This window comes from Kitasatospora sp. NPDC085879, from assembly GCF_040686255.1.
Taxonomy (GTDB): domain Bacteria; phylum Actinomycetota; class Actinomycetes; order Streptomycetales; family Streptomycetaceae; genus Kitasatospora.
In genome coordinates this window covers 56,124-74,606 of record NZ_JBFBJZ010000015.1, presented here as the reverse complement: position 1 = coordinate 74,606, position 18,483 = coordinate 56,124, and the positions used below count along the sequence as shown (strand labels likewise).

15 protein-coding genes are annotated in these 18,483 nt (G+C 71.6%); 6 read left to right on the top strand and 9 right to left on the bottom strand.

What is annotated here, in order from left to right; all coding sequences use genetic code 11:
- Nucleotides 1–26: 26 nt before the first annotated feature.
- From AB0P35_RS14360 to AB0P35_RS14350, 3 genes are all read right to left on the bottom strand, one after another.
- Nucleotides 27–614, bottom strand: coding sequence for a hypothetical protein (locus AB0P35_RS14360; RefSeq protein ID WP_363510420.1), 588 nt, complete (start codon nt 612–614; stop codon nt 27–29).
- A 668-nt stretch (nt 615–1,282) separates the two neighbouring features.
- A complete protein-coding gene (gene rpsT / locus AB0P35_RS14355; RefSeq protein ID WP_095874926.1) occupies nt 1,283–1,543 on the bottom strand; it encodes a 30S ribosomal protein S20 in 261 nt (86 codons plus the stop codon).
- Between the two features lie 239 nt (nt 1,544–1,782).
- The gene (locus AB0P35_RS14350; RefSeq protein ID WP_363510416.1) at nt 1,783–2,109 is read right to left on the bottom strand and encodes an antibiotic biosynthesis monooxygenase; all 327 of its coding nucleotides are present in this window, start codon (nt 2,107–2,109) and stop codon (nt 1,783–1,785) included.
- A gap of 298 nt (nt 2,110–2,407) precedes the next feature.
- Between AB0P35_RS14350 and lepA the strand changes: the two genes are divergently transcribed.
- On the top strand, nt 2,408–4,276 hold the full coding sequence (gene lepA, locus AB0P35_RS14345; RefSeq protein ID WP_095875671.1) for a translation elongation factor 4: 1,869 nt from the start codon (nt 2,408–2,410) through the stop codon (nt 4,274–4,276).
- Between the two features lie 95 nt (nt 4,277–4,371).
- Here lepA and AB0P35_RS14340 read toward each other — a convergent pair whose 3' ends face one another.
- The 3 genes from AB0P35_RS14340 to AB0P35_RS14330 all read right to left on the bottom strand — a co-directional run bounded on the left by AB0P35_RS14340 (nt 4,372) and on the right by AB0P35_RS14330 (nt 9,181).
- Entirely contained in the window at nt 4,372–5,250 is an 879-nt protein-coding gene (locus AB0P35_RS14340; RefSeq protein WP_363510413.1) for a sigma-70 family RNA polymerase sigma factor, read from the bottom strand.
- Between the two features lie 218 nt (nt 5,251–5,468).
- Nucleotides 5,469–7,367: an ABC transporter ATP-binding protein gene (locus AB0P35_RS14335; RefSeq protein ID WP_363510538.1), complete on the bottom strand. Its 1,899-nt coding sequence runs from the start codon at nt 7,365–7,367 to the stop codon at nt 5,469–5,471.
- 80 nt (nt 7,368–7,447) lie between these two features.
- Nucleotides 7,448–9,181, bottom strand: coding sequence for an ABC transporter ATP-binding protein (locus tag AB0P35_RS14330; protein ID WP_095874929.1), 1,734 nt, complete (start codon nt 9,179–9,181; stop codon nt 7,448–7,450).
- Between the two features lie 281 nt (nt 9,182–9,462).
- Here AB0P35_RS14330 and AB0P35_RS14325 point away from each other — a divergent pair, with 281 nt between their 5' ends.
- Together AB0P35_RS14325 and hemW are read left to right on the top strand one after the other, a co-directional pair.
- Nucleotides 9,463–11,361, top strand: a complete 1,899-nt coding sequence (locus AB0P35_RS14325; RefSeq protein WP_363510410.1) for an AMP-dependent synthetase/ligase — start codon at nt 9,463–9,465, stop codon at nt 11,359–11,361.
- Between the two features lie 79 nt (nt 11,362–11,440).
- Complete coding sequence (gene hemW, locus AB0P35_RS14320; protein ID WP_363510407.1) at nt 11,441–12,670, top strand: radical SAM family heme chaperone HemW; 1,230 nt, start codon at nt 11,441–11,443, stop codon at nt 12,668–12,670.
- A gap of 9 nt (nt 12,671–12,679) precedes the next feature.
- Here hemW and AB0P35_RS14315 read toward each other — a convergent pair whose 3' ends face one another.
- The 3 genes from AB0P35_RS14315 to htpX all read right to left on the bottom strand — a co-directional run bounded on the left by AB0P35_RS14315 (nt 12,680) and on the right by htpX (nt 15,127).
- Complete coding sequence (locus AB0P35_RS14315; protein ID WP_363510404.1) at nt 12,680–13,507, bottom strand: DUF3097 domain-containing protein; 828 nt, start codon at nt 13,505–13,507, stop codon at nt 12,680–12,682.
- A gap of 93 nt (nt 13,508–13,600) precedes the next feature.
- Complete coding sequence (locus tag AB0P35_RS14310; RefSeq protein ID WP_363510401.1) at nt 13,601–14,185, bottom strand: hypothetical protein; 585 nt, start codon at nt 14,183–14,185, stop codon at nt 13,601–13,603.
- 21 nt (nt 14,186–14,206) lie between these two features.
- Nucleotides 14,207–15,127, bottom strand: coding sequence for a zinc metalloprotease HtpX (htpX, locus tag AB0P35_RS14305; protein ID WP_363510398.1), 921 nt, complete (start codon nt 15,125–15,127; stop codon nt 14,207–14,209).
- 254 nt (nt 15,128–15,381) lie between these two features.
- On the opposite strand from htpX, the gene hrcA reads away from it, so the two are divergent.
- The 3 genes from hrcA to AB0P35_RS14290 all read left to right on the top strand — a co-directional run bounded on the left by hrcA (nt 15,382) and on the right by AB0P35_RS14290 (nt 18,464).
- Nucleotides 15,382–16,422, top strand: a complete 1,041-nt coding sequence (gene hrcA / locus AB0P35_RS14300; protein ID WP_095875673.1) for a heat-inducible transcriptional repressor HrcA — start codon at nt 15,382–15,384, stop codon at nt 16,420–16,422.
- A 73-nt stretch (nt 16,423–16,495) separates the two neighbouring features.
- Complete coding sequence (gene dnaJ, locus AB0P35_RS14295; RefSeq protein WP_095874935.1) at nt 16,496–17,635, top strand: molecular chaperone DnaJ; 1,140 nt, start codon at nt 16,496–16,498, stop codon at nt 17,633–17,635.
- 79 nt (nt 17,636–17,714) lie between these two features.
- Entirely contained in the window at nt 17,715–18,464 is a 750-nt protein-coding gene (locus AB0P35_RS14290) for a 16S rRNA (uracil(1498)-N(3))-methyltransferase (protein WP_363510395.1), read from the top strand.
- Nucleotides 18,465–18,483: the final 19 nt, after the last annotated feature.

Sequence of the window (18,483 nt, the reverse complement as noted above, 5' to 3'; positions counted from 1 at the left end):
GCCGTGCCCGTCGCAGCCGTCAGTGCTCAGCCGCTGAGTGCCCGCAGCAGCGCCCGGCTGTCGACCACGAGCGCCTGCCGGATCTGCTCCCGGTCGGGCGCCGTCGTCTTGCCCTCCTGGAACGAGCCCGACCAGCTCAGGTAGTACGTCAGCCCGCGGTCGCGCACGTACAGCACATGGGTGATGTAGTGCCAGCTGGAGTCCGAGCTGTTCGGGTCGTCCAGGTACCCGAGATAGGCGTCCTGTCCGAGGTCGGGCACCGAGGTGATCTGGTACTTCCGCTGCTGCAGTCCGGACCGCTGCGCCTCGAACTCGGGCTCGGGGTCGACCGCCTTGTGCAGCTGCGCCTCGACGTACAGCGAGATGTAGTCGGTGTCCGCCCCGGTCTTCTTCAGGTACTGGCTGCAGTACATGTCGTCGAGAGCCGGGTGCCGGGTGGCGTAGTGGTACGGCTTGCCGTACTGCGAGGGGTAGAGCTGCTCGAAGGAGCTCAGCTTGGTCGTGGTGCAGATGTCGCTGACCGAGTGGTACGAGCCGGTGCCCGGGGCCTGACGTCCGGTGGCCACCAGCTTGGGCACGGTGAGCACGGCCGCGGCCCACACGGCGGACGCCACCAGGACACCGCCGATGCCCCACAGCAGTCCGCGCCGCGTGCCGCGTCCGCCCGGGTTCCCGGAACCGGGAGCGCCACCGCGGGGCGCGCCACCGCCGGGAGACGCCACACCCGGGCGGGCCATGCCGCTGACACCGGCCGCACCGCCGAGCCCGTAGGGACCGGGGCCGACCGCGTACGTGCCGGGACCGGTGGCGTGGGGGACCCCGGCGTGCGGTGGCGGCGGTGGTGTCGACATCGGAGCCCCCAGTGGCCGTCCGGCGAAGTGGTAGGACCGAACCATACCGGTCAACCGGTCGTGACAGAGAGTCGCGAACCGGCTGCGTAAGGTGTCGAGGGTGGTCGTGCCGGAGCAGCTCCGGCCGGCAGTGGCCGGCAGCGGCCGGCTCCGGCCGAAAACGCGGACTGCCCGTCCGGTGGAGACCGGACGGGCAGTCGGTGAGGTTCCGGTGGACCGGCTCCTCGATGAAGCTTGGTGTACCGCACCCGCGTGGCGAACGCAGGCCGCGTGCGGTACGGAGTCATGCGCCTCGGGGCTCCGGGTAGAGGGCCGGTGCGGTTCCGAGGGGTGCTGGTCGGCGGAGGCGGGTAGAGGGCCGCGATCGCGTCGACCTCCGGGGCGTGCCCGGCGTGCCGTCACCGCGGGAAGCGGTGGGGCGTCCGCGCAAATCAGGCGGCGTTGACCAGCTTGGTGATCGCCGACTTCTTGTTGGCGGCCTGGTTCTTGTGGATGACGCCCTTGCTGGCGGCCTTGTCGAGGGCCTTGGCGGCCTCGCGGGCCAGCGCGGTGGCCTTCTCGTTCTCGCCGGCGGCAGCGGCCTCACGGGCCTTGCGGATGGCGGTCTTCAGCGAGGACTTGACGGCCTTGTTGCGCAGGCGCGCCTTCTCGTTGGTCTTGTTGCGCTTGATCTGGGACTTGATGTTCGCCACGAATGAGCCTCAGTCTGTGTGTAACGGTCTCGACGGTTGCACCACGGCGGCTCCGGACCAGCTGAGAGGGCATGCCGAAACCAGGTGCAGCGCCCCACGCTACCAGGGGCGGTCGGCCGCCCCCAAACCGGACGCCCTGCCGGATCCGGCCCGCGTCGGCCCTCCGACACCCCGCCTGGACGCCCGCCGCGGCTGCCTTGCCTGCCCGCCGCGCCGTTCGGCCGGTCCCGTCGCCGGTGCTAGCCCGCCACCGTGGGCGGTTCGGCCGTGAGCACCGGCTCCCCGTAGTGCTCCACCACGGGGAACGGCTCGTAGAAGTGGTGGAGCAGCTCCCGCCACTGCTGGTACTCGGCGGAGTTGCGGAAGCCCTCGGTGTGGTCGGCCAGGGTCTCCCACTCCACCTGCAGCAGGAAGCGTGAGGTGCTGCCCTCGTCCAGGCATCGCCGCAGCCGGAGCGAGCGGAAGCCGCGCTGGACGGCGATCAGCGGCCGGGCCTCGGTGAAGGCGGCGAGGAAGGCCTCCTCCTCGCCGGGGCGGACGTCGAGCAGTGCACTCTCGAGGATCATGGGCGGCCATCCTTCCCGATCCGCCCGGAAGCCCCCGCCCGGAAGCCCCGCCCGCTGCCCGGAAGCACCACCGGATACCTCACCGGAAGCATCGCCGGAGGTCCCGCCCGGAAGCCACGCCGGAGGCCCCGTCGGGCCGTCGGCCCGGCCCCGACCGGCTCGCCGTCACGGGGGGTCGGGCTCGTGGGAGGATAGGGGGAGCCATTATCGATCGGACGAGACCGTCCGGTCCCCGGGAAGCCGGTCAGCGATGACCTGGACACCCCGGCCCCCGGACCACACGGAGAATCGGACCAAGGTGCCCGCGACCCCCAGCAATGTGCCAGAGCCCAGCCGGACCGACCCGGCGGTGATCCGCAACTTCTGCATCATCGCCCACATCGACCACGGCAAGTCGACGCTCGCCGACCGGATGCTGCAGATCACCGGTGTCGTCGACCCGCGGCAGATGCGTGCCCAGTACCTCGACCGCATGGACATCGAGCGTGAGCGCGGCATCACCATCAAGTCGCAGGCCGTCCGCCTCCCGTGGGCGCCGAGGACCGGCGCGAACGCCGGCACCACGCACATCCTCAACATGATCGACACCCCGGGCCACGTGGACTTCACGTACGAGGTGTCGCGTTCCCTGGCGGCCTGCGAGGGCACCATCCTGGTGGTCGACGCGGCCCAGGGCATCGAGGCGCAGACCCTCGCCAACCTCTACCTGGCGCTGGAGAACGACCTCACGATCATCCCGGTCCTCAACAAGATCGACCTGCCGGCCGCCCAGCCCGAGAAGTACGCGGCCGAGATCGCGCACATCATCGGCTGCGACCCGAACGACGTGCTGAAGGTCAGCGCCAAGACCGGCCTCGGCGTCGAGGACCTGCTGGACCACATCGTCGACAACATCCCGGCCCCGGTCGGCGTCGAGGACGCTCCGGCCCGCGCGATGATCTTCGACTCGGTGTACGACTCCTACCGCGGCGTGGTCACCTACGTCCGTGTCGTCGACGGTCAGCTCACCAAGCGCGAGCGCATCGCGATGATGTCGACCGGCGCCACCCACGAGCTGCTGGAGATCGGCGTCATCTCGCCGGAGCCGAAGGTGTCGGACGGCCTGGGCGTCGGCGAGGTCGGCTACATCATCACCGGTGTGAAGGACGTCCGGCAGTCCAAGGTCGGTGACACGATCACCTCCATGCACAAGGGCGCCACGGAGGCACTGGGCGGCTACAAGGACCCGCGCCCGATGGTGTTCTCCGGCCTCTACCCGCTGGACGGCTCGGACTACCCGCTGCTGCGTGACGCCCTCGACAAGCTGCGCCTGAACGACGCCGCGCTCGTCTACGAGCCCGAGACCTCGGTCGCGCTCGGCTTCGGCTACCGCTGCGGCTTCCTCGGCCTGCTGCACCTGGAGATCATCCGGGAGCGCCTGGAGCGTGAGTTCAACCTCGACCTGATCTCCACCGCTCCCAACGTGATCTACCGTGTGATCATGGAGGACGGCACCGAGCACACCGTCACCAACCCGAGTGAGTTCCCCACCGGCAAGATCGCCGAGGTGTTCGAGCCGGTGGTGCGCGGCACCATCCTGGCGCCCAACGAGTTCGTCGGCGCGATCATGGAGCTCTGCCAGTCCCGCCGCGGCAGCCTGCAGGGCATGGACTACCTCTCCGAGGACCGCGTCGAACTGCGCTACACCCTGCCGCTCGCGGAGATCGTCTTCGACTTCTTCGACCAGCTGAAGTCCAAGACCCGCGGCTACGCCTCGCTCGACTACGAGCCCATCGGCGAGCAGTCCGCGAGCCTGGTCAAGGTCGACATCCTGCTGCACGGCGACGCGGTTGACGCCTTCTCCGCGATCGTCCACAAGGACAAGGCCTACAACTACGGCGTCATGATGGCGGGCAAGCTGCAGAAGCTGATCCCCCGCCAGCAGTTCGAGGTGCCGATCCAGGCCGCCATCGGCTCCCGGGTCATCGCCCGCGAGACCGTCCGCGCCATCCGCAAGGACGTCCTCGCCAAGTGCTACGGCGGTGACATCTCCCGTAAGCGGAAGCTGCTGGAGAAGCAGAAGGAGGGCAAGAAGCGCATGAAGATGGTCGGCCGGGTGGAGGTCCCGCAGGAGGCCTTCATCGCCGCGCTGTCCACCGACGCGGAAGCCCCGAAGGAAAAGAAGTAGCGGCGTCGGCACCGCGGACGGCGGAGGCCGCCACCCGGGTCACCGGGTGGCGGCCTCCGCCGTTCTCCGAAGCGGTGGGCCACTTCAGCGGTGGGTCACTTCAGGTGGGAGAGCTTCTCCGGGTTGACCACCACGTAGGCCTCGGCGATCCGGCCGTCGGCGATGGTGAAGGCGATCACGCCGCCCACCACGCCGGGCGAGGAGTACACCACCAGGCCGAGCTCGCCGTTGACCAGGGCGAAGGCGAACGAGGACTCGGGGGAGACGAACTTCGTGACCAGGCCGACCACCAGCCGGGAGACCCGGTCGGCGCCGACGATCGGCCGGACCCCGGCGCTGACCACGCCGCCGCCGTCCGAGTGCCAGACGACGTCCGGGTCGAGCACCGCCAGCAGGGCCTGGAGGTCGCCGCCGGCGGTCGCCGCCGCGAAGGCGCTCACCGCCTGCCGGTGCTCGGCCGGGTCGACGGTGCCCCGCCGGGTGCCCTCCTTCACCCGCCGGCGGGCCCGCGAGGCGAGCTGCCGGGCGGCCTCCGGGCTGCGCTCCAGGGTGGCCGCGATCTCGTCGAAGCCGACCGCGAAGACGTCGTGCAGCACGAAGGCGGCGCGCTCGGCCGGGCTCAGCTGTTCCATCACGGTGAGCACCGCCATCGACACCGACTCGCCGAGTTCCGCGAGGTCGGCGGGGGAGGCCTCGTCGGAGACCACCGGCTCGGGCAGCCACTCGCCGTAGTACTCCTCGCGCCGCACCCGGGCCGAACCGAGCTGGTCGTAGCAGAGCCGGGTGACCACGGTGGTGAGGAACGCACGGGGCTCGGCCACCACGGCGCGGTCGGCGGCCTGCCAGCGCAGCCACGCCTCCTGCAGTACGTCCTCGGCGTCGGCCACCGAGCCGAGCAGACGGTAGGCGACGGCGCCCAGGTAGCGCCGGTAGGTCTCGAACGGGTCGGCGAGCGCCGTATCGGTGTCGGTCACCCCGCCACGCTAGCGCGATCTTCCCCGCCCGGTGCGGCCGCCCGGGCGGTGCGGCTGCCTCCCCGGTGCGGCCACCCGTGCGGTGCGGCCGTACACCTCCCGAGCCCGCGGACGCCGCGCGCCGCGCGCCGCACGGGGACAGCGGCCGGACATGCGTCGGGGGAGGCCCGGAAGTCCCGGACCTCCCCCGACAACGGTCGGACCGTCGCGGCAGCCGGTCAGTCGACCTCGGCCACCGCCTCGGCGAACTGCGCCTGGTAGAGCCGCGCGTAGGCGCCCTCCGCCTCGATCAGCTGGTCGTGCGAGCCCTGCTCCACGATCGAGCCGTTCTCCATCACGAGGATCACGTCGGCGTCCCGGATGGTGGAGAGCCGGTGCGCGATCACGAAGCTGGTGCGGCCGGTGCGCAGCCGCGCCATCGCCTTCTGGATGAGCACCTCGGTGCGGGTGTCGACCGAGCTGGTCGCCTCGTCCAGGACCAGGATGGACGGCTGGGCGAGGAAGGCCCGGGCGATGGTGATCAGCTGCTTCTCGCCCGTGCTGACGCCGGTGCCCTCGTCGTCGATGACGGTGTCGTAGCCGTCCGGCAGGGTCCGTACGAAGCGGTCGACGTGGGCGGCCTTCGCGGCCTCGACGACTTGCTCGCGGGTGGCGCCGTCGGCGCCGTACGCGATGTTGTCGGCGATGCTGCCGCCGAACAGCCAGGTGTCCTGGAGCACCATGCCGATGCCCGCGCGCAGCTCCTCGCGGGACATCGCGGCGATGTCGACCCCGTCCAGGGTGATCCGGCCACCGCTGACCTCGTAGAACCGCATCAGCAGGTTGACCAGGGTGGTCTTGCCGGCGCCGGTGGGGCCGACGATGGCGACCGTCTGGCCGGGCTCGACCTTCAGCGACAGGCTGTCGATGAGCGGCTTCTCCGGCTCGTAGCGGAACGCGACGTCCTCGAAGGCGACCCGGCCGGCCAGCTCGGCGGGGCGCTCCGGCATGGCCGGCTCCGGGGTCTGCTCGGGGGCGTCGAGCAGTTCGAAGACCCGCTCGGCGGAGGCCACGCCGGACTGCACCAGGTTCGACATCGAGGCGACCTGGGTGAGCGGCTGGCTGAACTGCCGGGAGTACTGGATGAAGGCCTGCACGTCGCCGATGGAGAGCGCGCCACTAGCCACCCGCAGGCCGCCGACGACCGCGACCAGCACGTAGTTGAGGTTGCCGATCAGCATCATCGCCGGCTGGATGATGCCGGAGATGAACTGGGCCCGGTAGCTGGAGTCGTACAGCGCCTCGTTCTCCCGGCGGAAGATCTCCGCGGCCTCCTTCTGGCGGCCGAAGGTCTTCACCAGGGTGTGCCCGGTGTACATCTCCTCGATGTGGGCGTTGAGCGCGCCGGTCGTCCGCCACTGGGCGACGAACTGCGGCTGGGCCCGCTTGCCGACCCGCGCGGCGACGACCACCGACAGCGGGACGGAGATCAGCGCGATCACCGCGAGCAGCGGGGAGATCCAGAACATCATCGCCAGCACGCCGACGATGGTGAGCAGGGAGTTCACCACCTGGCCCGTGGTCTGCTGCATGGACTGGCCGATGTTGTCGATGTCGTTGGTGACCCGGCTGAGCACCTCGCCGCGGGGCTGCCGGTCGAAGTAGCTGAGCGGCAGCCGGGCGATCTTCGACTCGACGTCCTGGCGCAGCCGGTAGACGATCCGCTGGATGGCGGTGGTGGCGAGCCGGCCCTGGACGATGCCGAAGACGGCGGAGACCAGGTAGATCGCCAGCACCCAGAGCAGCACGGTGCCGATGGCGTCGAAGTCCATGCCCTGGCCGGGGGTGAACGGCACGGTGGAGAGTACGTCGGCGACGCCGCCCTTGCCGTCGTGGCGCAGCTGCTGCAGCACCTGCTGCTCGGACATGCCGGCCTGGGTCTGGGAGCCGACCACACCGGCGAAGATCAGGTCGGTGGCATGGCCGAGGACGTACGGGCCGGCGACCGCGCAGCCGATGCTGACGGCGCCGAGGGCGAGCACGCCGTACAGCAGCCGTCGCTCGGGGCGGAACATGCCGAGCATCCGCCGGCCGGAGCCCTTGAAGTCCATGGACTTCTCGGCGCCCTGGCCGCCCATGAACCGGCCGGGGCCGGCCGGGCCGCGGCGGGCGGCGGCCTCCTGCGAGGCGCTGCGCTGGGGCTTCTGGCCGGGGGTGGTCACGCCGCCTCCTGTTCGGTGAGCTGGGAGAGGACGATCTCCCGGTAGGTCGGGTTGTCGGCCATCAGTTCCTGGTGGGTGCCGCTGCCGACGACGGCGCCCTCGTCGAGCACGATGATCCGGTCGGCGTCGCGGATGGTGGAGACCCGCTGGGCGACGATGACGACGGTGGCGTCGGCGGTCTCGGTGGCCAGGGCCCGACGCAGCTTGGCGTCGGTGGCGTAGTCGAGGGCCGAGAAGGAGTCGTCGAAGAGGTAGATCTCCGGCCTGCGGACCAGGGCCCGGGCGATCGCGAGGCGCTGGCGCTGGCCGCCGGAGACGTTGGAGCCGCCCTGGGCGATCGGGGCGTCCAGGCCCTCCGGGAACTTCTCGACGAACTCCTTGGCCTGGGCGGTCGCCAGGGCCTGCCACAGTTCCTCGTCGCTTGCCTCGGGGCGGCCGTAGCGGAGGTTGGAGGCGACGGTTCCGGTGAAGAGGTAGGGCTTCTGCGGGACGACGCCGATGGCCTCGGAGAGCCGGGTCGGGTCGATCTCGCGCACGTCCACGCCGTTGACCAGGACCTGGCCGCCGGTGGCGTCGAAGAGCCGGGGGACGAGGCCGAGCAGGGTCGACTTGCCGGAGCCGGTGGAGCCGATGATCGCGGTGGTCTGGCCGGGCCGGGCGAGGATGTCGATGCCGCGCAGCACCGGGGCCTCGGCGCCGGGGTAGCGGAACTCGACGTCGCGCAGTTCCAGCCGGCCGCGGCCGTCGAGCTCGGTGACCGGGGAGGCGGGGGCCGCGATGGTCGGCTCGGTGGTCAGGACCTCCTGGATGCGCTCGGCGCAGACCTCGGCGCGCGGCACCATCATGAACATGAAGGTGGCCATCATGACGCTCATGAGGATCTGCATGAGGTAGGAGAGGAAGGCGGTCAGGGCGCCGATCTGCATGCTGCCGCTGTCGATCCGGTGGGCGCCGAACCAGAGCACCGCGACGCTGGAGATGTTCACCACGGACATCACGGTGGGGAACATGAAGGCCATCAGGCGGCCGACCCGCAGCGAGACGTCGGCGAGGTCCTGGTTGGCGCCGGCGAAGCGGTCCTGCTCGTGGCCGTCCTTGACGAAGGCCCGGATGACCCGGATGCCGGTGATCTGCTCGCGCAGGATCCGGTTGACGCCGTCGATGCGCACCTGCATCCCGCGGAACTGCGGGCGCAGCCGGCGGACGAGCAGGACGACGACGATGCCGAGCAGCGGGACGACGGCGAGCAGCAGGGCCGAGAGCGGGACGTCCTGGTTGAGCGCCATGACGATGCCGCCGACGCACATGATCGGCGCGGCCACCATGAGGGTGAACGCCATCAGCACCAGCATCTGGACCTGCTGGACGTCGTTGGTGGTGCGGGTGATCAGCGAGGGGGCGCCGAACTGGCCGAGCTCGCGCGAGGAGAAGCTCTGCACCCGGTCGAAGACGGTGGCGCGGATGTCGCGGCCGACCGCCATGGCCGTCCGGGCGCCGAGGAAGACGGCGCAGACGGAGCAGACCGCCTGGGCGAGCGAGACGGCGATCATCACGCCGCCGATCTGCAGGATGTAGCCGGTGTCGCCCTTGATCACGCCCTGATCGATGATGTCGGCGTTCAGCGTGGGCAGGTAGAGGGCACCGATGGTGGAGACGAGCTGGAGCAGGACCAGCAGCAGGATCGTTTGGCGGTAGGGCCCGAGGTGGGCCCGCAACAGTCTGATCAGCACCGTGACACTCTCGTCCTCGACGCGGATGCGCGCATCCTCATTTAGGTCTACTCGCAACTGGGTATTTCGTGCTAGGACCGCCCTGTCGCGGGGGCGGATCCCGTCTGCACTGCAGGTCCGACGGCGTGCCAGCTGCCCTGACCCCCTTACGGAACGGCCGCGCACGCCCTAGGCTGCTGCCTGGTTCTTGTTACTTGCTGGTTAACAAGGCGGGCCGGGCCCGGCCGCCCCCACGGCCGCCCGTCCCTCACCCTCGGCCACCCGCCCCCCGGAGGTCCTCGTTGAGTTCCGTGCAGTCCATGATCGAGCGGCGTCCGCCCTCCGTGGCCCATCTTTTCCTCAGCAGGGTAAAGGCCACGCCCGACGGTGAGGCCTACCGGTACCCCGTGCCGGTCGACGAGCATGCCGCCGACGGCGCGCCCGGGGCCGAGCAGTGGCGCTCGCTGACCTGGGCGCAGACCGCGGAGCGGGTCAGAGCGGTCGCCGCCGGCCTGATGTCGCTCGGTATCGAGTCCGAGGACCGCGTGGCGGTCTCCTCGACCACCCGGGTCGAGTGGATCATCGCCGACCTCGGGAACATGTGCGCCGGTGCTGCCACCACCACGGTGTACCCCAGTACCAATGCGGATGAAACGGCATTCATCCTCGCCAACTCCGCCAGTCGGGCGATGTTCGCCGAGAACGAGAAGCAGCTCGCCAAGGTGGTGGAGCAGCGGGCCCAGCTGCCCGCCCTGGAGACGGTGGTCCTCTTCGACGCCCCCGCCGGGCAGCCGGAGACCGCGGGCCTCACCGTGCTCACCCTGGCGGAGCTGGAGGAGCGCGGTGCCGCGTACCTCGTCGACCACCCCGACGCCGTCGACAAGGCGGTCGACGCGCTGGAGCCCGAGCAGCTCGCCACCCTCATCTACACCTCCGGCACCACCGGCCGCCCCAAGGGCGTGCGCCTGGTGCACGACTGCTGGGCGTACGAGGGCCTGGCCCAGGAGCAGAGCGGTCTGCTGCGCGCGGACGACGTCCAGTTCATGTGGCTGCCGCTGTCGCACGTCTTCGGCAAGACGCTGATCTCCGGCCAGATCGCCACCGGCCACGTGATGGCGGTGGACGGGCGGGTGGACCGCATCATCCACAACCTGCCCGCGATCAGGCCGACCCTGATGGCCTCCGCCCCGCGCATCTTCGAGAAGGTCTACAACGGCATCGCCGGCAGGGCCCGGGCCGAGGGCGGCGCCAAGTACAAGATCTTCCTGTGGGCCGCCAAGGTCGCCCGCGACTACGCCCGCACCACCCAGGCGAACCAGATCGCCACCGGGAAGGCCACCGCGCCGCTCGGCCTGGCCCTGCAGCACAAGCTCGCCGACAAGCTGGTGTACGCCAAGATCCGCGCCGCGTTCGGCGGCCGGATGCGCGGCTCGGTCTCCGGCAGCGCCGCGCTCGCCCCCGAGATCGGCTTCTTCTTCATGGGTGCCGGCGTGCCGATCCTGGAGGGCTACGGCCTGACGGAGACCTCGGCCGGCTCCACCGTCAACCGGGACGGCGCGACGCGGGTCGGCACGGTCGGCCTGCCGCTGCCCGGCACCGAGGTCCGGATCGCCGAGGACGGCGAGATCCTGCTCCGCGGCCCCGGCATCATGCGCGGCTACCACGAGATGCCGGAGCAGACCGCCGAGGTGCTGGAGCCGGACGGCTGGTTCCACACCGGCGACATCGGCGAGCTCGACCAGGACGGCTACCTGCGGATCACCGACCGCAAGAAGGACATGTTCAAGACCTCCGGCGGCAAGTACGTCGCCCCCAGCGAGGTCGAGGGCAAGTTCAAGGCCATCTGCCCGTTCGTCAGCAACATCCTGGTGATCGGAAACCAGCGCAACTTCTGCACCGCGCTGATCGGCCTCGACGAGACCGTCCTCATGCCGTGGGCGGCCGAGCACGGCCTGGCCGGCAAGTCGTACGCCGAGGTGGTCGCCGCCCCGGAGACCAACGAGCTCATCGGGGGCTTCGTCCAGCGCCTCAACGGCGAGCTGCAGCGCTGGCAGACGATCAAGAAGTTCACCCTGCTGCCGCGCGACCTCGACATCGAGCACGGCGAGCTGACCCCGAGCCTCAAGATCAAGCGGCCGGTGGTCGAGCGCGAGTACGCCGACGCCATCACCGAGATGTACGCCGGCTCCAACGAGGCCTGACGCCCGCAGTCCCGTACGGCTCCGGGGCAACCCGAGCCGTACGGGACGATGCCACATGCGATACGGGACAATGGGGGGTATGCCCTCCGCACTCCCCAACGGCGAACCGGTGCCGTCCGACGGCTCGCTGCCCGCGCCCGCCCTGACCGGGCTCGGCACCCGGCCGTTCGGCTTCTACCTGCACGTGCCGTACTGCGCCAGCCGCTGCGGCTACTGCGACTTCAACACCTACACCGCCACCGAGCTGCGCTCCTCGGGCGCGGTCGCCTCGCAGGAGACCTACGCCGACAACGTGATCGCCGAGATCCGGCTCGCCCGGAAGGTCCTCGGCGACACCGACCTGCCCGTACGGACCGTCTTCCTCGGCGGCGGCACCCCCACCCTGCTGCCCGCCCGCGACCTGGTGCGGATGCTCGCCGCACTGCGCGAGGAGTTCGGCCTCGCGCCCGACGCGGAGGTCACCACCGAGGCCAACCCGGAGTCCGTCGGCCCCGCCTACCTGGCCGAGCTCCGCGAGGGCGGCTACAACCGGATCTCCTTCGGCATGCAGAGCGCCCGCCGGCACGTGCTGCAGATCCTCGACCGCCACCACACCCCCGGCCGCCCCGAGGCCTGCGTCGCCGAGGCCCGCGAGGCCGGCTTCGAGCACGTCAACCTCGACCTGATCTACGGCACCCCCGGCGAGTCCGACGACGACTGGCGGGCCTCCCTCGACGCCGCGATCGGCGCCCGCCCCGACCACGTCTCCGCCTACTCCCTGATCGTCGAGGAGGGCACCCGGCTCGCCGCCCGCGTCCGCCGCGGCGAACTCCCGATGATCGACGACGACGTGCACGCCGACCGCTACCTCATCGCCGACGACGCCCTCTCCGCGGCCGGCTACGCCTGGTACGAGGTCTCGAACTGGGCCACCACGCCCGAGGCGCGCTGCCGCCACAACGAGCTCTACTGGACGGGCGCCGACTGGTGGGGCGCCGGCCCGGGCGCACACAGCCACGTCGGCGGCGTCCGCTGGTGGAACGCCAAGCACCCCGCCGCCTACGCGCAGGCCCTCGCCGAGGGCCGCACCCCGGCGCTCGGCCGGGAGGTGCTCGCCGCGGAGGACCGCCGGGTCGAGCGCATCCTGCTGGAGCTCCGGCTGGTCGACGGCTGCCCGCTCGACCTGCTCACCGAGGACGGCCGCAAGGCCGCACTGCGCGCCCTGGAGGAGGGCCTGCTCGACCCCGCCGCGCACGCCGACGGCCGCGCCGCCCTCACCCTGCGCGGACGCCTCCTGGCCGACGCGGTCGTCCGCGACCTGGTGGACTGAGCCCCGGGGTCAGTCGACCGCCGTCACGAAGTCGATCAGCTCCTCGACCCGGCCCAGCAGGGCCGGGTCGACGTCCCGGTAGGAGCGCACCGAGCCGAGGATGCGGCGCCAGGCCGAGGGCGGGTCCACCGGCCAGCCCAGCCGGCGGCAGACGCCCTCCTTCCAGACCTCGCCGCGCGGCACCTCGGGCCACGCCGCGATGCCCACCGAGGCCGGCTTCACCGCCTGCCACACGTCGATGTACGGGTGGCCCACCACCAGCACCGAGTCGCCGGAGACCCGCTCCGCGATCCGGTGCTCCTTGGTGCCCGGCAGCAGGTGGTCGACCAGCACCCCGAGCCGGCGCCCCGGGCCCGGCGCGAACTCCGCGACGACGGCCGGCAGGTCGTCCACGCCCTCCAGGTACTCCACGACCACGCCCTCGACCCGCAGGTCGTCGCCCCAGACCCGCTCGACGAGCTCCGCGTCGTGCCGCCCCTCCACGTAGATCCGCGACTCCCGGGCCACCCGGGCCCGGGCGCCCGGCACCGCGACCGAGCCGGAGGCGGTCAGCCGCGGCCCGGCGGCGGGGGCCGCCGCCGCGGGACGGACCAGCGTCACCACCCGCCCCTCCAGCAGGAAGCCGCGCGGCACCAGCGGGAACACCCGGTGCTTGCCGAACCGGTCCTCCAGGGTGACGGTCGGCCCCTCCGCGGTCTTCTCACAGCGCACCACCGCCCCGCAGAAGCCGGTCGCCGCCTCCTCCACCACGAGGTCCCGCTCGGCCGGCACCTCGGGGGCCGGCTGCTGCCGCTTCCACGGCGGGGTCAGATCGGGGCCGTACTGCCTGCTGCGCATGGACGGGAGTCTACGAGCCCGACACCCGGTCATCGCCCGTCCGGCGTACGGCGTGCCGAACCCCCGCCCGCGCCCCCGCGCAGCCCGCACGCCCTACAGCCCGGGCGCACCCCAGACCGGGAACCACCGCGACAGGTCCGACTCCAGCCGCAGGTCGTCCCCGAGCATCGCCTTCACCTGGAGCTCCAGCGGGCTGTTCCGCTTCTCGCCGCCGCCCGGCATCGGCGCGAACGGATAGAAGGTGCCCCGCTTGTAGAGGTAGACCAGCGCCAGCGAGCGCCCCTCGGTGTCCTTGAAGCCGACCAGCGAGCAGAGCAGCTGCGGGCCGAAGCCGTTCGCCTCCAGCTCGCTGTTGACCGCGTGCAGGTCGTTCACCAGGTCCGGCAGCTCCTCGGGGGTGTGCCGGGCGAGCAGCCAGGAGTAGCCGTAGTCGTCCCGGGACGCCTCCACTGGGACGCCGCCGCGGTCGGTGTCCGCGTCCAGCAGCGCCCGGACCTGCTGCTTGACCTCCTCGAAGGCCCCGCCCTCGACCGCGGCGAAGCAGACCGAGCCCAGCCCCGTCGGCAAGAACCCGGCCGCCGCCTGAAGCGTCAGCGCGGCCGACGGAATGCCGAACAGCTGGTCCAGATCCGGCTTCACCGGCTTGCTCCGGCCCAGCAGCGCGTCCAGGAATCCCATGTGCGGTCCTCTCCCGGCCGGTCAGCGGCCGAGCTCGGCGGAGATCCGCGCCAGCTGCTCCAGCCGCTTCTCCAGCGAGGGGTGGGTGGAGAGGAGCTGGCTCGCGGCCTCCCGCGCGTTCAGCGCCGGCGCGAAGTAGAAGGCGTTGTACGGCTGCGCCTTGCGCAGGTCCTCGGTCGGGATGGCGGAGATCTGCCCCGTCACCTTGGTCAGCGCCGAGGCCAGCGCGCTCGGCCGGCCGGTCAGCTGGGCCGCCGAGCGGTCCGCCGCCAGCTCCCGGTAGCGCGACAGCATCCGGGTGAGCAGGAAGCTCAGCGCGTACACCACCATGCTGACCAGCGGCACGATCACCAGTGCGATCGCCGTGTTCGGGTCGCTGCTGTTGCGGTTGTTGCCCAGGAACCCGCCGTACAGGGCGATCCGGGTCATCACGCCGGCCAGCACGCCGAGGAAGCCAGCCACCGTCATGACCGCCACGTCCCGGTGCGCGACGTGCGACAGCTCGTGCGCCAGGACGCCCTCCAGCTCCTCCGGCTCCAGCCGGCGCAGCAGTCCGGTGGTCACGCACACCACGGCCTTCTCCGGCTTGCGGCCGGTGGCGAAGGCGTTCGGCATGTCGTTCCGCGCCACCGCCACCCGTGGCTTCGGCATGTCGGCCAGCGCGCACAGCCGGTCGATCGTGCCGTGCAGCTGCGGGTACTCCTCCGGCGATGCCGGACGGGCGCCCATCGCCTTCTCGGTGATCTTGTCACTGAACCAGAACTGCGCGACGAACAGCCCGCCCGACACCAGCAGGATCAGCGGCCAGGCGCCGCGCAGCAGGACGATCAGCAGCCCGGTGAACCCCACGTAGACCAGGCCGATCAGGAACATCGTCGTGACCATCCGGCCGGTCAGGCCGCGGTCCGGTGCGAAGCGGGAGTGCTGCCGTGTCGACGACATCGCTGCTCCTTCGGTAGCTCGCTCGCTTTCGATGCTGCCACTCGCCGACGCACGGGGCACCGCCCGCGGCCCGGAGATCGGTCGAGGATCACGTGGGAGGCCCGTTCCTGCCGTCGGGGGTGGGCCTTACACTGGCAGGTACGGTTCTGGCACTCTGCCTTCCAGAGTGCCAAGGAACGAATCGGTCACCAGGTCCAACGGGCGAAGACGGAGGTGCGTGCCCCGTGGTCAACGAGCGCAGGGACGAGCGTCTCATCGACACGCGTGCCGGCGTCCGCCCGCTCGACGAGCGCCGGCTCGCCGTGCTGCGCGCGATCGTCCAGGACTACGTGGGCACCGAGGAGCCGGTCGGCTCCAAGGCCCTCGTCGAGCGGCACAACCTCGGCGTCTCCCCGGCGACGGTCCGCAACGACATGGCCGCGCTGGAGGAGGACGGCTTCATCCACCAGCCGCACACCAGCGCCGGCCGGATCCCCACCGACAAGGGCTACCGGCTGTTCGTCGACCGGCTCGCCGAGGTCAAGCCGATGACCGCCCCCGAGCGCCGTGCGATCCGGCACTTCCTGGAGGGCGCCGTCGACCTCGACGACGTCGTGGCCCGCACCGTCCGGCTGCTCGCCCAGCTCACCCGGCAGGTCGCCGTGGTGCAGTACCCCTCGCTGACCCGCTCCACCGTGCGGCACGTCGAACTCGTCGCGCTGGCACCCACGAAGGTGATGCTCGTCCTGATCACCAACACCGGACGGGTGGAGCAGCGCATCGTCGACTGCCCCGGCACGGTCGGCGAGACCGTCCTGGCCGACCTGCGCGCCAAGCTCAACAGCATGGCCGCCGGCCGCCGGCTGCCCGACGTCCCCGTGGTGCTGGAGGACCTGCCGAGCGCCTTCGAGCAGGGCGACCGGCCCACCGTCTCCACCGTGCTCGCCACCCTCTTCGAGACCCTCGCCGAGCAGAACGAGGAGCGCATCATGCTGGCCGGTACGGCCAACCTGACCCGCTTCGGCCACGACTTCCCGCTGACCATCCAGCCGGTGCTGGAGGCACTGGAGGAACAGGTCGTGCTGCTGCGCCTGCTGGGTGAGACCGCGGAGTCCGGGATGACGGTCCGGATCGGGCGCGAAAACGACTACGAGGGCCTCAATTCCACGTCCGTCGTCTCCGTCGGTTACGGTTCGGGCGACCAGAGCGTGGCAAAGCTGGGTGTGATCGGTCCGACCCGGATGGATTACCCGGGCACAATGGGGGCGGTGCGAGCGGTGGCACGGTACGTGGGTCAGATCCTGGCCGAGTCGTAACAGCGCGCTGCGCCAGCAGCGCAGCCGGTCGGACGCAAGCACACTTCCAGAAGCGGAACAAGCGGAGCATTTGGTGGCCACGGACTACTACGCGGTACTCGGCGTCCGACGGGATGCGGGGCAGGACGAGATCAAGAAGGCGTTCCGGCGCCTCGCGCGCGAACTGCACCCGGACGTCAACCCGGACCCGAAGACCCAGGAGCGGTTCAAGGAGATCAACGCCGCCTACGAGGTGCTCTCCGACCCCGCCAAGCGGCAGGTCTACGACCTCGGCGGCGACCCGCTCTCGCCGAACGGCGGCGGCGCGGGTGCGGGCGGCTTCGGCGCCGCGGGCTTCGGCTTCTCCGACATCATGGACGCCTTCTTCGGCGCCGCCGGCGGCCAGCGCGGCCCGCGCTCGCGGACCCGCCGCGGCCAGGACGCCATGATCCGCCTGGAGATCACCCTGGAGGAGGCCGCCTTCGGCACCACCAAGGAACTCCAGGTCGACACCGCCGTCACCTGCACCACCTGCTCCGGCGAGGGCGCCGCACCCGGCACCTCCGCGCAGACCTGTGACATGTGCCGCGGCAAGGGCGAGGTCTCCCAGGTCACCCGGTCCTTCCTGGGCCAGGTCATGACCTCCCGCCCCTGCCCGCAGTGCCAGGGCTTCGGCACCGTCGTGCCCACCCCCTGCCCGGAGTGCGCCGGCGACGGCCGCGTCCGCGCCCGCCGCAACCTCACCGTCAAGATCCCCGCCGGTGTCGACAACGGCACCCGCATCCAGCTGGCCGGCGAGGGCGAGGTCGGCCCCGGCGGCGGCCCGGCCGGCGACCTGTACGTCGAGATCGCCGAGACCAGCCACGCGGTCTTCCAGCGCCGCGGCGACGACCTGCACTGCACGGTCACCATCCCGATGACCGCCGCCGCACTCGGCACCCAGGTGCCGCTGCAGACCCTGGACGGGCTGGAGGAGGTCGACATCCGGCCCGGCACCCAGTCCGGACAGTCCATCCCGCTGCATGGCCGCGGCATCACGCACCTGCGGGGCGGCGGCCGGGGCGACCTGATAGTGCATGTCGAGGTGCAGACGCCGGTCAAGCTCGACCCCGAGCAGGAGGACCTGCTGCGGCGGCTCGCCGTGCTGCGCGGCGAGGAGCGTCCGTCCGGCCAGTTCGCACCGGGCCAGCAGGGCCTCTTCTCCCGCCTCAAGGACGCCTTCAACGGGCGCTGAGGCCAGTCGCGGACCATCAGGCGCGTGGGGTGCCCCCACGCGCCCCTGGTCGTTCACCTACCTGTAAGGAAAGCCCTTCATGACTGCGCCGGTGTTCGTCGTCGAGAGTGCGGTGCTGGCCGGGGTCGTGCCGGGTGCGGTGGTGCGGCTGGACGGGCCGGAGGGGCGGCACGCCGTCGCGGTGAAGCGGCTGGAGGTCGGCGAGGCGGTCACGCTGGCCGACGGGCTCGGCCTGGGGGTCGACGGCACGGTCGCCGCCGTGCACGGCAAGGACGCGCTGGACGTCACCGTGGACACCGTCCGCGAGGAACCGGAGCCGGGCCCGCGGATCGTCGTCGTCCAGGCGCTGCCGAAGGGCGACCGCGGCGAACTCGCGGTGGAGACCATGACCGAGGTCGGCGTCGACGTGGTGATCCCGTGGGCGGCCTCCCGCTGCATCACGCAGTGGAAGGGCGACCGCGGGGCCAAGGCGCTCGCCAAGTGGCGGGCCACCGCCCGGGAGGCGGGCAAGCAGTCGCGCCGGCTCCGCTTCCCCGAGGTGCGGGAGCTCGTGACCACCCGTCAGCTCGCGCCGGTGCTCGCCGCCGCGTCCCTCGCCGCCGTGCTGCACGAGGACGGTGCCGTGCCGCTCGCCGCCGCCCCGCTGCCGGAGACCGGCGACATCGTGCTGGTGGTCGGCCCCGAGGGCGGCGTCTCGCCGGAGGAGCTGGCCGCGTTCGCCGAGGCCGGCGCGGCCCCGTACCGGCTCGGCCCGTCGGTGCTGCGCACCTCCACGGCCGGGGTGGCGGCGGGTGCCCTGCTGCTCGGCCGGACCGGCCGCTGGTCCTGAACGGGCCACCCGTGCCGGG